Source organism: Microbacterium sp. AR7-10 (assembly GCF_001878835.1).
Lineage (GTDB): Bacteria > Actinomycetota > Actinomycetes > Actinomycetales > Microbacteriaceae > Microbacterium > Microbacterium commune.
The window spans coordinates 15,902-30,094 of sequence record NZ_MJIR01000055.1; the positions used below are offsets into that span (position 1 = coordinate 15,902).

Consider the following 14,193-nt stretch of genomic DNA (forward strand, 5'->3'; position numbering starts at 1 on the left):
TGCGCTCAGGGTACGCCCGCCTTTCGGCGACGGGTAGGACCATCGACTACAGGCTGTGGACGGGCCGCAAGCGGGCTGGCGCCCGTTGCGGCTGTGCAGGAGCGGCATCCTGGGACAGCCAGATCGCGCGATCACGCGCCGCTGCTGCGGCCGCAGCATCCATTCGCTGGTTTGGAGATGTAGCGGGAGCGCCGAGCGCGTCATCATCGAAAACGCCGTACCGGTCACGGTAAGCGGCGACGATGCTCGCCTGGTGGCGCCAGGAACCTGCTCGCGCCGCGTCGACGGGAACGCGCCCGAGCGGTGCAATCCAACTCGCTCGCGTCATCAACGCGTTCTCGACCAACGCCATGGCGCGCTCTTCGATGAGATGTGCCCGTTCGTCGAGGGCGCGCCGCATGTCGGCATCCATCTGCCCCATCGCAGCGGGCACGAGACCGGCGATCAACCGGCGACCGCTCCCCCGCGAGCTGCCACTCGACGGCTGAGCGAGAACTCGCTCGAGGCGTTCGTGGAGCACGGCCGCGGCATCCTGAGCATCTTCGAATCCACGCGCAGCCGCGATGCGTGGGAGCACCGCGTCGACGTTGTACCCCCGCGCTTCGGCGCGTCGAAGGCCGGCAGTCAGTGCACCGAAGGCGTCCGAAGCGATCGCGGCCTCGGCCATTGCGGCTGGAAGTCCACAGTCGTGGATGAGGTTCGTCCACCGTGGCCGCTGTGCGGACGACGCGATCGTCTCGTACTCGGCAGCGAGTTGCGCGATCGATCCGCAACTCTCCTGCTCGGCGATGAGCGTCTCGTGCGCCGACAGCTCGGCTCCCACATGTCCGAGCACGCCCACAAGGACGTCGCGGGACGTCGCATCCGGACGACTACCGGGATGATGCGCGGAGTGATTGTCGTCGGGACGAGATGTGACCACGTAGGCAGTGTTCGAGGCTCTCCCCCGCGTCATCGCAACGTACAGGTTCTCGCGCGTTGTTCCAGCCTCGACGACTGCATGCGCGGTGTCGGTCGTGATGCCCTGAGCCCGGTAGGCGGTCACCGCGTAGCCGAGGTCGACATTCTCAGTCACATACTCGGCAGGCAGCCAGAGTGGTCGACCCCCGATGCGGTCAGTGTTTCGCACGCGCAACGAACCATCGCGACGAATCGCGACGACCTGCCACCGCGATCCGTTGCGCACCCAGTTGCTCCCCGATCGCAGTCGGCGGTCGTTCTTCCGGGTGATGACGACGTCGCCGACGGATGCTGCCACGTCATCGCGCAGCGGCGCTTCGGCGCTGGCGTCCACGACTCCGGAGAGGACCAGCTCGGCGCGCGCACGTCGGTTGAGTGCACCGACCGCTTCCCCCGTGTCGGCGACAAGCACTGACGACATGCCGGAGGCCATGTCTCGTAGCCACGCGCTGTAGGCCGCATCGGTCATTGCATCGGGATCGCCGCCAAGGATCCTGTCGTGCGCGCCGTACGCATCCAGGGCATGCAGTTGCCCATCGCGGAGGTCGAGGGATGCGTCCTTCTCCCACGCGTGTTGGAAGCGATGGACGTCTGCGAGCTCGGGAGCATCGGGGCGTGCGTCGACCAGCATCCGGAACGCGCCGCCCGCATCGACCGACTGCAATTGCGCCCAGTCCCCCACCAGGAGGACCTTCGCACCCGCGTGCATCGCGACAGTGCAGATGCGATCGAGGGTCAGCGTGCCGGCGAGGGATGCTTCGTCGATGATGACGAGCTGGCTGGCGCGCACCGACGCGTGCCCTTGGCGATTGTCGAGCAACCACTTGGCCGTGTTCTCAGTGGCGATACCGAGGTCGTCGGCAAGTTCGCGAGCGGCGGCAGCGGAAGGCGCGAGACCGATGACCGAGCCACGCCCGTGCTCGTGCTCCCACGCGAGCCGAAGGGCATGCATCGCCGTCGTCTTACCGGCACCGGCCGGGCCGATCAAGACATCGAGCTTGCGCGATGAGGTTGCGATCGAATGCAGGGCGTTGCGCTGATCCTCCCCGAGGACGATCTCGTGATTGCGGCGCGCTCGTTCGGCGTGCTCGAGGGTTGCAGCGCCGACGACCGGTCCGGCGGTTGATTGCGACGCGGCGAGCAGTCGCTCCTCCGCATCCAGGAGAGTGATCGACGAGTAGCGCTCGGAGTTCCTCGGACGGAAGACGCTCGTGCCATCCTCACGTCGGAACTCGGCGGGCGAGAGTGCAAGTTCGGGCGGGGTGAGCCGGACGGACCGTTGCTCCGCGGCATCCGTGATCATGCCCACGATCGCCTCCCGGTCTTCGGTTGCGATGAAGCGCCACCCCATCGTCTGCCGTGCGGCTTCGGCGTACAGGTTCCAGTGACTCCAAGTGGACCGGCGCTCGCTCGCGGCGTCGACCACGCGCGCCGCGAGTTGGTTCAGGATGCTGTGCGGCACGTCCTCCGCGCGCAATGGCATCGTGGCAGCTGAGTCTCGAATCACGTCTCGCGCCCATGTTGTCGCGTCGCGGCCGAGCAGTCGACTGGCGCGGATGCGCCACTCGTGCGTGAGTGCCGCGAGCGATCGGAGTTGCTTTTCGGGGCGAGTCGACAGCGTCGCCTGCTGGCGTAGCCGGATGACCGTGACGTTCGACGGCGTGCGCCCATGCGCAGCGATGTACTCGTCGATGAGCCGATCCTTCTCAATGTCGATGTGACGCGAGCGCGACGAGAACTCGGCTACGAGATCCCCGGGAACCCTTGCGATCGCCCAGACGGGGTTGCGATCGGCTTCGCGCTCCCGCCGCTCCCACCCGACGCCGAGCGCACGCGTCAGGTGGTCAGCGAACACCGCATTGTGCAACTCAGAGAGCGCCACTGTCGCCGCGTGCAGTGGTCTACCGTCAAGCGAGCGCCACTTACCGTCGAACACCGTGCGCACCTTGTTGCTCACCACGACGTGCGTGTGCAACTGCGGATCGCCCGCGCGCGAGTCGAAGTGATCGAAGGCCGCGGCGATCAACCCCGTGACGTCGACTTGAGCAACGGCACCGTTGCGTGCTGATTCGCCCGCGCGCGTCGCGGCAAGTTCGCGCTCCATGAAGGCGAGCACGTCGTCGATCGCGTTGTGATGTGCTTCAGCGATCTTCGCTTGGGTGCCGGCGTCGGCGATCGCCCAGAGGACGGAGGCCGACTTGGGCAACGAGAAGGTGAAGTCGTAGCCGGCCACGGCGCGGCGGCGGGTCTGCTGCGAGGTTGTCGACCCGGATGAGATCACGCCATCCGGCCGGGATTCGGAGGCCGCGTACGCGGGATACGCCCGCCCGAGAGGAGCACCAGTGCCGGGGTCTCGCCCCATCCCCAGCAGCAGCTCGAGTTGGGCTTCAGAGACCCGCGATCCCGCGTCGAGCTGCCCGCCGGCAAGAGCCGGCAGGCCGCTCCCGAGCCACCGCCCAGGTGGCGTCCCCGCCTCAGCGTAGTAGCGGGTCAGCGGAGTGGAAAGCGGCCGTTCCCCATCAGCCGCCGCAACCGTGCGGAGGAGGTACTTGTAACCATCCCCGGCGCTCATCACCCGCATCGACACCGACACCCCGGCACCGCCTCTCCTCTGCCTGAGAGGTGCGCCGTCGTGCCCGCGTCAGCGTGCACGGCCCTCGATCTGCAAGACGTGTGGGCCCTCGTGCTCGCTAGGCCTGTCGCCGGGCCATCCGCGCTGGGCCCGGTCGAGAGAGACGCCTGAACAAGCAGAGCGCTCCCCGAACTTGCTAGGGCGACTGACGAGCAAGCGGCCGGCCACGTTAGGCGATGGCCGATATTGACCCCTATGTCAGCTCGTAACGGGTTCCTCGGGCAGTCACCCGGACTGGGTGGATTAGAACTGTGCGAGCAGCTCTTGCATGGTGGTGATCTCTGCGGTCTGTGTCTCGGCGATGGTCTGCGCAGCTCGACCGCGTCCTGGATCTGGCCGTTGTCGACGTCGTCTTGCGCCATCGTGATGGCGCCCTCGTGGTGCATCGTCATCTGCTCGAGGAACAGGCGGGACGCGTCGGCGCCGGTCGCCGCTTCGTCGGCCTGCATGTCCTCGTCGCTCATCATGCCGCCGCGTGGTCCATGCCATCCATGGGCCCGGTAGCGGTGGGGGCGCCCCATTCTTCCAGCCATCCCTGCAGCTGGTCGATCCCGGGCCGAGGTCCAGCCGCCGCAGCAGCTGAGCGTTGAGGGCGACCCGATTGTGGACAGCGATATCAGGATCGCACTTGCCGACATCGGGCAACACAAAATCGACCGAGTGAGCGGGCGATGAAGATCGTTCCAACATCATGAGAGTGCACGACAAGTCCTTCGGCACGCGGTCCGTGTGAGACAGGCTAGATCTCGGCGAGAAGGTCTTTCATGTAGCTCATTTCGCTCTGCTGACTGCGCACGATGTTGCCCGCGAGGGTAGTCACAACGTCGTTGCTGGACCGTTCCAGTACCGCTTGGGCCATCTCGACCCCGCCTGCGTGGTGCGCGATCATCAGCTCGAGGAATAACTTGTCGGCGTCTTCCCCGTTGGCGGCCTTCAGCGCGTCAATCTGCTCCGGGGTAGCGAAACCTGGCATATCCATGCCCGTCATCGGTGCGGTTCCCATCTCATGGGGGCCGCCGCCCTGGGTCGGCTGCATCATCCACGTCATCGGTGGTTCCGTCGAGGCCTGCGCCAGACCCCACACATTCAGCCAGCCGTACATCTGGCCGGCTTGCTGGCCCTGGGCGGTGGCGATGTCGTAGGCGAGCGTGCGGATGGCCTCGTTCTGGGTGCTGTCACGGATGATCAGAGCCATCTCGACCGCTTGCTGGTGATGAGTTTGCATGTCACGGGCGAAACCTGCCTCCGCGCTGTCTGTCGATGGCGTCTGGGCGGCGGACGGCACCATCAGGCGTCCCATCAGAAACCCTCCGAGTAGCAGCAGCACGCCCGCGACCAGCGCCGCAATCACCTGCCGCAAGGGCCATCTGGAGGGGGTGTCTGCGGGTTCGCTCACGCGATCCGTCCGGGGGCGTCTATGCCGCCGGTGCACGACGCGCCCGCCTCGGGGGCGTCGCCGCCTTGCCAGAACTTGTCGACGAACTCTTGCAGCCGCGGGTCGTCCACACCGTCCAACTCGACTTGATTTGCCCAGGCGGAGACGATGACGGGGGCCTGCAGGTCGGGCATGGGCGAGAGCACCGAGTATGTGGATGGCACAGATGCCTGGAGCGTTGTCAGGGCGTCCCCAGTCACCAGGTCCGGATCGTAGGTGACCCACACCGCGCCGTGCTCCTGCGCGTGCACGGCGTTCTCGTTCGGGACCGGTTCGGTGTATACGCCGCAATTGAGCCACGCCGGGGCGTGCTCGCCTCCGGCTGGAGGATTCTGCGCGTAGTCAACAGGTCCCTCGACGTGCCCTGCCGTGACGTTCGGATAAGTCTGCAACCCGGCGATCGTGATCGCCTCCGGGTTTGCTTTGGGCAGGTTGCTCGTGACCACCACAGCAATGACCAGTCCGAGCACGGCGACCGCACCGACGCTGGCGCTCACGATGCCGATGATCCGGTTCCGCTTCTCGGTGGCTTGCTGCTTTCTGTATGCGGCGAGTTTGTCTGCGCGCCGGGCCGCGCGCTGCTGCTTCACCGTGAGCTCACCGCGGGCGGCGGGAGGAACGGGCTGTGGTCCTGGGTTGCGAGGCGGCACGAAAGCGGTCCTGTCAGTGATCAAATGAGGCAGCGAGAATGACGCGACTACAACAATGGTCTACTCAGCTGAAAGGACGATGGGGCACGCCTGGTCGTGAGCGAACGCCACCCCACACCACCGTGATGTGTGCCCCGTCCCAATCGAGGGTCAGCCCGCGTTCGCCTGAACTCACGCGAGCGAGTCGATGGCGGTGTCGTTGATGTACACCTCGAAGTGCAGATGGTTGGCGGTGGATCGTCCGGTGCTGCCGACGAAACCGATGAGCTGCCCAGCGGAGACTGTCTGACCGACGCCGACCTGACGGCTCCCGTACTGCATGTGTGGATAGACCGTTCCCACCTGCTGACCGTTCAAGAGAGAGTCCACCGTGACGGTGACGCCATAACCGCCGTACTCCTCCTGGGAGACGCGGACGACACCGTCGACGGATGCGAAGACCGGTGTCCCGCCCGCGGCGACCATGTCAGTGCCCATGTGCGCTCCCCCGCGATCGCCGAACCGGTCAGTGACCGTGAACGGTCCCCCCAGCGGCCACCGCACCGCTCCGCTGCCAGGGGCCACTGTGCTGTAGTCGAAGGGCACGGAGGCGACCTCCGCCGAAGCGCGCGCCGCAGCTGCGGCAGCCGCCGCCTCCTGCGCCTTCTTCTCGTCGATTTCCCCTTGTGTCGTCGCCGAGTAACTCTCGCGGGAGAGGTCCGCGCCGGGTGCGTCTGACCCGACCACGAGGGACTGGGCGTCATCGGCAGCGACCTGCTGGAGCGTGGCGACCTCGTCTTCGATCGGTTGCCACGCACCGTACGCCGGCAGGGCGACGGTCGCGATCAGCCCGCCAACGATCACCAGGGCCGCAAGGCTGCGTGCCGCCCCGGCCGTGGCCCTCGGCGCTCGGGCTGTGCCCGCAGCCCGGTCACGACGACGGGGCCGTGCGCCGCCGGGAGGGGACGCAACAGCCCGTTCGTTCTGTCGGGTGAGTTCGGTTGTCACGGCTGGCCGCTGGTGCACGGACGGGGGGTTCTGTTCAGCCAAGCTTTCCTCCGGCGCCTCCGCACCCCGAAAGGGGGTGCTGGCTCGTCGGCGCTCAGTGTTCGGGCACGATGCGCGGTTGACCCCGTGACGACGAGCCGATAAGGCAATCCACCGGGGCAGTCCGACAGCGAGGTTCGCTTCTGGACTCTTCAACGATACCCGAATGTAACGATTTTGTCACGGCGCCGCCCGACCGCGTGCTGACCCAGAGTCCACACGCTGCAGGATGCCGGGCGAGAACTGATCCCTCAGATCAACACCCGTGGACGGCTACTTTTCGGTCCCGCGGTGTGGCGGGAAGGATACGATCGAAGGATGGACCATGACGCCCTCTGGCGCCGATCCGCGAGGTTTTATTGGTTGCCATCTCGACGACGGATGTCAGGCACGACGGCGACGGGCCTTATCGGCTGACGGATTCGCTCCTGTCCCCGAGAACGTCCTCGTCACCGTTGGGGCTGTCATCGACAGTAACGGCGCGACGCTGTCCACGGTGTCCGGGCCGTTCACGGGAGCGGAGTGGCCATGCTGTCCGATGAGCGTCCGGCTCGGCGCGGCGCGGATCTGACAGGGACCATCGGTGTGCTGGTCGGGGTATTCGCGGCGCTGCTTCCACTGATGCGTGTCGTCCGGCCCAGCAGCTGGCTGGTCGGTGCCATCGTGCTCGCCGTCGCGGTCCTGGCCGCCGGTTTCATCGTCCGCTGGTACCGGCTGCCGGCCGTCGCCGCAGGCCTCATCGAGGCATCCGTATGGGTCAGCTTCGTGATGCTCGTCTTCCTGCGCGATACGGCACTGCTGTGGGTGATCCCCACGCCCGAGACGGTCCGCGTGCTGCCCGGACTGCTGTCAACCGCCGGCGAGGAGATCGCCGGCGGAGCGGCGCCGCTCGATGCGAGCCTGGCGTTATCAATGCTCATCGTGGGCGGCACTGGCCTGCTCACGATCCTCGTCAACCACCTCGTTCTGACCGCTCGGATGCCGCTCCTGGCAGCAATCAGCCTCATCGCCGTCTCGCTCATCCCCTCGATCGTCGTACCCGGCGACGTCGATGTCATGGCCTTCGTGCTGCTGGCCGCGGCGATCTTGTCCCTGATGCGCACCGACACCCCCTCGCGAGAGGAACCTCAAGGGCGCGAGGCCACCCGAACTGCCGGCGTCCCGGCGACCGCCCTCGGCATCGGTGCCATCGCGGTGGTGGTCACCCTGGTCGCCGTGCCGCTGCTCCCCCAGCCCGTCGCGCGCGCCGGAGCGGGCACGATCGGTGGTGGCCCGGGCATCGATGCCACGCTGCAGTTGGGCGACGACCTGCGGCGCCCGCGTGAGGTGGAGGTCATGTACGTGCGGAGCAATGCGCCGACCGCGCCCTATCTGCGTGCCACCACACTCTCGCGGTTCGACGGGGACGTCTGGGAGCCCGACCGCGCGCGCACGGTGAGCCTCGACAGCGACGAGGCTTTGGGCGGCGTCGTCGTGGACGAGGAGATCCGGCTCACCGAGTACGTGACAACGGTGGAGGTGCTCGACCTCGCGTCGCCCTGGCTGCTGGTCCCCTACCCCGCGATCGCGGTCAATGGACTCGAGGGAAGTTGGTCGGCCGTCCCCTATAACCGCACGGTGCTCAGTCAGGCCGGTACTACGCAGGGCCAGAACTACGAGGTCATCACCCAGGTGCCTCGGCCCACTCTCGAGCAGATCCGCGCACGGTCGGCCCGAGACGCTGAGGAGCGGGATGCGATCAGTGCTTTGCCGCCAGACCTCGATCCGATCATCACCCAGCTCGCGGCGGAGGTCACCGCGAGCACGACGAACGACTACGACGCCCTTGTCGCTTTGCAGGCGTGGTTCCGCGGCTCGGAGTTCCGCTACTCGCTCGACGCGCCCGTCGAGGACGGGTTTGACGGGTCGGGTGCTCAGGCAGTGGCGAAGTTCCTCGAGGTCCGCGAAGGCTACTGCATCCATTTCGCGTCCGCGTTCGCGCTGATGGCCCGCACGCTCGGGATGCCCAGCCGCATCGTGGTTGGTTACCTGCCGGGAAGTGCCACGAGCGACGCGATAGAAGGCGAAACGGTCTACTCAGTCTCGAGCGACCAGTTGCATGCGTGGCCGGAGGTGCTGTTCGAGGGGATCGGCTGGGTCCCGTTCGAGCCGACGAATGGGCTCGGAATCCCGACGTCGTATTCTCCGGCCGGTTCCACTCCCGGCGCGGCGGACGACGCGCCCGACGCAACGCCGTCGCCCAGCGCGTCTTCCTCCCTCAGCCCGGAACTGTCCCCCGAAGAGCTGGATGGAGGTCAGAACGGCAGTGAAGCGGGAGCCGTCCCGGCGGCAGTGAACTTGCTGCCGTCACTGGCCGTGATCCTCGGCATCATGTTCGCTCTCGCTATTCCCGCCCTCATCCGTGAACTGCTGCGCCGGCAGCTACTCACGGCCGCCCGCAGCGGTGATGCGGCCGCGGCGTGGCGCGCGGTTCAGGACGCCGCGATCGACCTAGGCATCGACGTGCCGGCGAACGAGACGGCCCGCGCGCTTGGCACCCGCCTTGTCCGGGAGCACGGCGCCCCGGCCGCCGAGGTGGGCCAGCTCATCGGCGCGATCGAACGGGCCAGCTACGCACCGGGTAGCAATCACGCGTTCTGGCAGGGCGGTGCGATGGCGGATGCCGCAATCAGCGTCCGTAGCGGCATGCTCGGGTCGGTCAGCAACTCCCGGCGGATTGCGGCGATCCTGGTACCGCGTTCGCTGATCGTGCGGCCGGGCAGCGTCTACGCCGGTTCCGGCGCAACCGCCCGCGCTCGGTGACCGCATGGGCATGCCTCACCGATGAGTGAGTTGATCTGTCGTGCCGAGGCACCTTTTATCCCCTTCGCCATCGTCGGCAGCGGGGCGTTCAATTCTTCGCGGGGCGTGGTGGCGCATCCTCGTGATCGATGCCGTGATGTTCCTTGCCGCGCTCGAAGTTGAGCAGCCTCAGAGCGTTCGCCACAACGACGAGAGTCGAACCCTCGTGGATCAGCACGACCGCGCCGATGTTGAGTCCGGCAAAAGTGGCGATGATCAGGAGGGCGACAACCGCGAGGCTCGCAATGAGGTTCTGACGGATGATCCGGCTTGTTGCGCGGCTCAATCGCACCGCGAACGGCACGCGCCCGAGGTCGTCGCTCATGAGTGCGATATCGCAGGTTTCGAGGGCCACCGTGGACCCAGCCGCCCCCATCGCGATTCCCACGTCAGCGCGAGCCATAGCGGGCGCGTCGTTCACCCCGTCGCCGACCATCGCGATCGGCCGCTCCCGCTCGGCCAGCAGCGTGATCTGGGTCACCTTGTCTTCGGGCAGGAGCTCGCCGAGTGCGGTGTCGACCCCGACCTCGCGTCCGATGGCGTCGGCGACGCGCTGATTGTCTCCGGAGATCATGACGAGTTCTTTCACGCCGGCCGTCCGAAGCGCCCGCAATACTTGACCGGACTCCGCACGGGCGGCATCCATCACGCCGACGATCCCCAGGAATCGGTCACCACGGCGGACGATCATGATCGTCTGGCCCGCATCGAGCGCTCGGTCGTAGGCGGCTTTCAGCGACTCGGGTAGGGCGAGGCCTTGTTCTTCGAACATGCGCAGGTTGCCGACCTCTACGACGTCGCCGTCGGCCGTCGCTCGCACGCCCCGTCCGACGACCGCTGTGATGTCGGTGACTTCGGGCAGCGCCGTGCCACCCAGTTGGGGAGTCAGGTCGCGAAGGATGGCGATGGCGAGGGGATGGTCGCTGAGCGACTCCACCGCGACGAGGGTCGGCACCAGCTGGCCGCCGACCTCACCCTCGGCGGGTTCGATCGACGTGACCCGCGGCTGGCCCCAGGTCAGCGTTCCGGTCTTATCGAATGCCATGATCTTGACACGCCCGAGTGTCTCCAGCGGCGCGCCTCCCTTGACGAGGACACCCGCTCGGGCGGCGCGAGCGACACCGGCAAGCACGGCGCTCGGCGTCGCGATCGCGAGCGCGCAAGGGCTTGCCGCGACAAGCACCGTCATGGCGAGGTAGAACGCTTCAGGGAATGATTCTCCGAAGAAGGCAAGAGCGACGCCCAATGTCGCTGCGACACCGAGGATGACGGCGGGCACATACCAGCGCTGGAACCGGTCAATGAACTGCTGGGTCGGCGACTTCGCTTGGTCGGCGGTCCGGACCATCTCGATCACCTTGCTGAGCGTCGAGTCCGCAGAAGTCGCAGTGACCTCGATCTCCAGTGCACCGGGACCGTTGACGGTGCCCGCGAACACACGATTGGCAGCCGGGAGAGTGTCAGCCATCCGCAAGGCCCGGGCAGGGTCGTCAACCGGCGATTTCTCGACCGGGATCGACTCTCCGGTGACGGCGGACTGATCGACGGCCGAGACGCCCGAGACGACGAAACCATCGGAGGGGATCCGGGAGTTCGGCCGCACGACGACAACGTCGCCCACGTTGATCTGCTCGACGGGGACCTCCACCGGCTCACCACCGTCACGGCGCACCAGCGCCGTGCGGGGTGCCAGTTCGGCGAGCCCCTCGATCGACTTGCTCGCCCGACTCAGTGCGTATTCCTCGAGGGCGTGCCCGAGGCTGAACAAGAACAGGAGCACCGCGCCTTCTGCCCATTTGCCGATCGCGGCCGCGCCGATCGCGGCAACCAGCATCAGGAAGTCGACCTCGAACCTGCCCTGGCGGGTGGAGGCAATCGCACCGCGGATGGTGAAGTACCCACCGAAGAAATACGTGGCCAGGAAGAAGACCAGTGGCAGACCCACCAAGGGCAGCCCGAACGCGAACTCGGCCAACATTCCTGCGGCATAAGTGATTCCGGCGGCAATCGCAAACCACAGCTCAATGCGCGACGATCCGTGCGATGGCTCGTCTGACTTTGCTGCCGTCGATGTCGTGACTGTAGTGCTCATGAAAGGAGCATACATCACAATATTGTGATGTATAGATATTTCCGCTGTGATCTCCGACTGCTCGGGCAGAATGGTCGGCATGAAGACTTCGGCTTCGGTACACCGGGATGAGCTGCTGAGCGAAGCAGACGCCGACCGCCTGGCGGAGCTCATGCAGGCACTCGCGTCGCCTGTGCGCTTGCGCATCCTGAGTGCGCTGCGCGGTGGGGCCATCACCGTGACCGAACTGACCGCGCGGCTCGCACTCGGTCAGACAACGGTCTCCAACCACCTGCGAGTGCTCCGCCACCTGAGCCTGGTGGCCGGCGACCGCCGAGGACGCCACATCTACTACGCCCTGTTCGACAAGCACGTCGTCGAATTGCTCGACGAGGCTGTCGGGCACATTGAGCACCTCCCCACTCCGCCTGACGACCCGCTAGCTCGATCCATCGCCCCGGCACTCGCGAACGGCCACCCGGATTCATGAGGCGGACCCTGTTACTGATGAGCGGGCTTGCATGACCGCGCGCGCACGGTAGTTCTTCTTGTGATGCAACGCGACTCGACCGGGCACGAGTGCGAAACCGGCGCCGATGGTGTTCCCGCTGAAGCGGTGCCAGTCGCCGATCTCGAGCGCCAGGGCGTGCCCGAGAAGAGCACCTCGAACCCTTGTGTTTTTACAGTAATTCCTGTAAATACTAGATATGAGTCAAAAAGAGGAGAACGGCCCCGCCGACACCGACAACCCCGGCGGTGTGCCCAGAGACCAACCCGACCACCACGCCGGTCTGTGGTCAACGCTGGTTCAGCGCGCGGATGACCTGACCGGCACCGTAGGTGCCGACCATGACGACGCGTCTGCCCGCTCGGCCCTCGTGGCGTTCCTTCGCGGTGATGTCCTGGCCCACCTGGAGAGCGAGGAACGCGTACTGTACGAGGCCGTACGCGAGGCCGGCGCGCACAGTCTCGTCGACGCGCTCGAACTCGATCATCGGTGCCTTCTGAATCTGGTCGAGCAGATCGAGAAGGCCGACACCGTCATGGAAGCCGCCCTATCGTCCCGCGCCCTCGTCGTGCTCTTCGCTCTGCGGATGGAGAAGGAGGACACCATCATCCTGCCGACACTCAGAGAGGCGGGCGTGGACGTGTCAGCCCTTCTCGACCGCATGATCGTTCGGATGGCAACCGACTACGACTCCCACTTCACCTACTTCTGACCGCGGGCGACACCTGCTTAGAGAGCCTGCCGCCTCGGCGTTCGGAAGAACTCGTGCTCGTGCTGCGACGAGGCCGCGAACGCCCGGCGCATCGCCGCCTGCTCCCATGCGCCCGCCCGCACGGCTGCAAGGCCACGCACTTCGCTGCTTGCTGGGGATCTCATCCTGGCCGCTCGGTGCAATGGTGGCCGTCCACCGCAGCGAACTGGCCGTCGAGAGACCCACGAAAACCATCCATCGATGGAGTTGATCCGCTCAGCACAAACGTGGGCGGTTCGGTTCGGGCGCCCCGCGGTCTCAGTCGTCCGAGATGGGCAGACGAACCTCGATGTTGTCACCGTCAACGCGGATTGGGTACACCGCGACTGGTTCGGTCGCTGGTGGGCCTGTAGGGACTCCTGTAGTCAGGTCGAACTGGGAGCCGTGCATCCAGCACTCGACGTAGCCGCTCTCTACGTAACCTTCGGACAGCGCTACCTGACCGTGGGTGCATTCGTCACGGATCGCGTGGATTTTGCCCAGGCTGCGCGCAATGCAGAGGCCATGGCCACCGATATCAAGGTGTACCGCCGACTCGTCGTCGAGAATCAGCGCCGCGCCGGCTTTAACCCAGCCCAAGTCCTCATCCTCGTTGGATGCCGCTCCGGTCGGCTGGTCCTCAAGAGCCATTCTGAACTTCCTTCCGAACGTTATGGGCAGTGGTGACGGGCAGGCTCATAGCCGTTTCGCCACTGTCAAGACCACCACTGAGTCTTCGACTGCTTCCAGCCCGTGCGGGGCATCAGGTATGAACATCAGGTCACCAGGCGAACCGTTCCAGCTGGCGTCGTGACCAATGAGGGTCACTCGTCCATGGAGCACCTGTACGGTCGCTTCGCCCGGGTTCTCATGCTCGTGAAGCTCTGAGCCGGCACGCAGCGCGATCATCGTTTGTCGAAGGATATGTTCGTGGCCGCCGTAAATGGTATGGCCGCTGCGCCCGCTTGACGCGTTTCTGGCGATCTCCAATTGGTGGCGCATCAACGCTGGTAGGGATACTTTTTGCACGGAGCCTCTTCCGTTCGGGATGGACTGTCGGTGGCCGCATCGTCGGACTATCCGGCGCAGCAGTGTCGACTGCTAGCCACGATCTCAGCACGTCGAGGAGTTACACGCATCATCATCCTCTAAAATACCAGGATGACTGGCTCCCAGGATGGAGCGCGGCATGCTGCGCTCTCGGCATCATCGCGCCGGCGTCTTCTTGATGTGCTGACCACCGACGGCCCCATGGCTGTCTCTTATACACATCTAAAAAAAAAAAAATACTAATGGATGAGCAAATTGAATAGACGTAACGAAGATACGTAGAATAACGA

12 protein-coding genes are annotated in these 14,193 nt (G+C 65.9%); 4 read left to right on the forward strand and 8 right to left on the reverse strand.

All coding sequences use genetic code 11. The features are described 5' to 3' along the window. Window positions 1-46: 46 nt before the first annotated feature. From mobF to BFN01_RS07080, 5 genes are all read right to left on the reverse strand, one after another. On the reverse strand, window positions 47-3,532 hold the full coding sequence (gene mobF, locus BFN01_RS07060) for a MobF family relaxase (protein WP_071643046.1): 3,486 nt from the start codon (window positions 3,530-3,532) through the stop codon (window positions 47-49). Next, entirely contained in the window at window positions 3,532-4,230 is a 699-nt protein-coding gene (locus BFN01_RS16010; protein WP_071643021.1) for a DUF305 domain-containing protein, read from the reverse strand. The genes mobF and BFN01_RS16010 overlap by 1 nt, the downstream gene beginning before the upstream one ends. 101 nt (window positions 4,231-4,331) lie before the next feature. After that, on the reverse strand, window positions 4,332-4,988 hold the full coding sequence (locus BFN01_RS07070) for a DUF305 domain-containing protein (protein WP_071643023.1): 657 nt from the start codon (window positions 4,986-4,988) through the stop codon (window positions 4,332-4,334). After that, window positions 4,985-5,617 (reverse strand): DUF3105 domain-containing protein, encoded by a 633-nt coding sequence (locus BFN01_RS07075; RefSeq protein ID WP_256221062.1) that lies wholly within the window; start codon window positions 5,615-5,617, stop codon window positions 4,985-4,987. Before BFN01_RS07075 ends, BFN01_RS07070 begins: the two co-directional genes overlap by 4 nt. A gap of 231 nt (window positions 5,618-5,848) precedes the next feature. Further along, the gene (locus BFN01_RS07080) at window positions 5,849-6,520 is read right to left on the reverse strand and encodes a M23 family metallopeptidase (protein ID WP_256221063.1); all 672 of its coding nucleotides are present in this window, start codon (window positions 6,518-6,520) and stop codon (window positions 5,849-5,851) included. 711 nt (window positions 6,521-7,231) lie between these two features. On the opposite strand from BFN01_RS07080, the gene BFN01_RS07085 reads away from it, so the two are divergent. Further along, window positions 7,232-9,505 carry a DUF3488 and transglutaminase-like domain-containing protein gene (locus BFN01_RS07085; RefSeq protein WP_071643029.1) on the forward strand — a complete coding sequence of 758 codons (2,274 nt, stop codon included), beginning with the start codon at window positions 7,232-7,234 and terminating at the stop codon, window positions 9,503-9,505. A gap of 88 nt (window positions 9,506-9,593) precedes the next feature. Here BFN01_RS07085 and BFN01_RS07090 read toward each other — a convergent pair whose 3' ends face one another. Continuing rightward, complete coding sequence (locus tag BFN01_RS07090) at window positions 9,594-11,636, reverse strand: heavy metal translocating P-type ATPase (RefSeq protein ID WP_256221064.1); 2,043 nt, start codon at window positions 11,634-11,636, stop codon at window positions 9,594-9,596. Window positions 11,637-11,715: 79 nt separating this feature from the next. On the opposite strand from BFN01_RS07090, the gene BFN01_RS07095 reads away from it, so the two are divergent. Beyond that, window positions 11,716-12,105: a helix-turn-helix transcriptional regulator gene (locus tag BFN01_RS07095; protein ID WP_143187193.1), complete on the forward strand. Its 390-nt coding sequence runs from the start codon at window positions 11,716-11,718 to the stop codon at window positions 12,103-12,105. Between the two features lie 217 nt (window positions 12,106-12,322). Next, complete coding sequence (locus BFN01_RS07100; RefSeq protein WP_083428694.1) at window positions 12,323-12,835, forward strand: hemerythrin domain-containing protein; 513 nt, start codon at window positions 12,323-12,325, stop codon at window positions 12,833-12,835. A gap of 297 nt (window positions 12,836-13,132) precedes the next feature. Here the strand turns inward: BFN01_RS07100 and BFN01_RS07105 are convergent, their stop codons facing one another. Both BFN01_RS07105 and BFN01_RS07110 read right to left on the reverse strand, forming a co-directional pair. After that, a complete protein-coding gene (locus BFN01_RS07105) occupies window positions 13,133-13,504 on the reverse strand; it encodes a non-heme iron oxygenase ferredoxin subunit (RefSeq protein WP_071643036.1) in 372 nt (123 codons plus the stop codon). 45 nt (window positions 13,505-13,549) lie between these two features. Continuing rightward, window positions 13,550-13,882, reverse strand: coding sequence for a cupin domain-containing protein (locus BFN01_RS07110; RefSeq protein WP_071643038.1), 333 nt, complete (start codon window positions 13,880-13,882; stop codon window positions 13,550-13,552). 132 nt (window positions 13,883-14,014) lie between these two features. On the opposite strand from BFN01_RS07110, the gene BFN01_RS15795 reads away from it, so the two are divergent. Further along, window positions 14,015-14,146, forward strand: coding sequence for a hypothetical protein (locus tag BFN01_RS15795; RefSeq protein WP_256221065.1), 132 nt, complete (start codon window positions 14,015-14,017; stop codon window positions 14,144-14,146). Window positions 14,147-14,193 lie beyond the last annotated feature (47 nt).

Bases quoted from the DNA above. Each gene is read 5' to 3' on its own strand.
- mobF (WP_071643046.1), bottom strand. From the start codon at position 3,532: ATGAGCGCCGGGGATGGTTACAAGTACCTCCTCCGCACGGTTGCGGCG.
- BFN01_RS16010 (WP_071643021.1), bottom strand. From the start codon at position 4,230: ATGTCGGCAAGTGCGATCCTGATATCGCTGTCCACAATCGGGTCGCCC.
- BFN01_RS07085 (WP_071643029.1), top strand. From the start codon at position 7,232: ATGCTGTCCGATGAGCGTCCGGCTCGGCGCGGCGCGGATCTGACAGGG.
- BFN01_RS07090 (WP_256221064.1), bottom strand. From the start codon at position 11,636: ATGAGCACTACAGTCACGACATCGACGGCAGCAAAGTCAGACGAGCCA.
- BFN01_RS07095 (WP_143187193.1), top strand. From the start codon at position 11,716: ATGAAGACTTCGGCTTCGGTACACCGGGATGAGCTGCTGAGCGAAGCA.
- BFN01_RS07100 (WP_083428694.1), top strand. From the start codon at position 12,323: ATGAGTCAAAAAGAGGAGAACGGCCCCGCCGACACCGACAACCCCGGC.
- BFN01_RS07105 (WP_071643036.1), bottom strand. From the start codon at position 13,504: ATGGCTCTTGAGGACCAGCCGACCGGAGCGGCATCCAACGAGGATGAG.
- BFN01_RS15795 (WP_256221065.1), top strand. From the start codon at position 14,015: ATGACTGGCTCCCAGGATGGAGCGCGGCATGCTGCGCTCTCGGCATCA.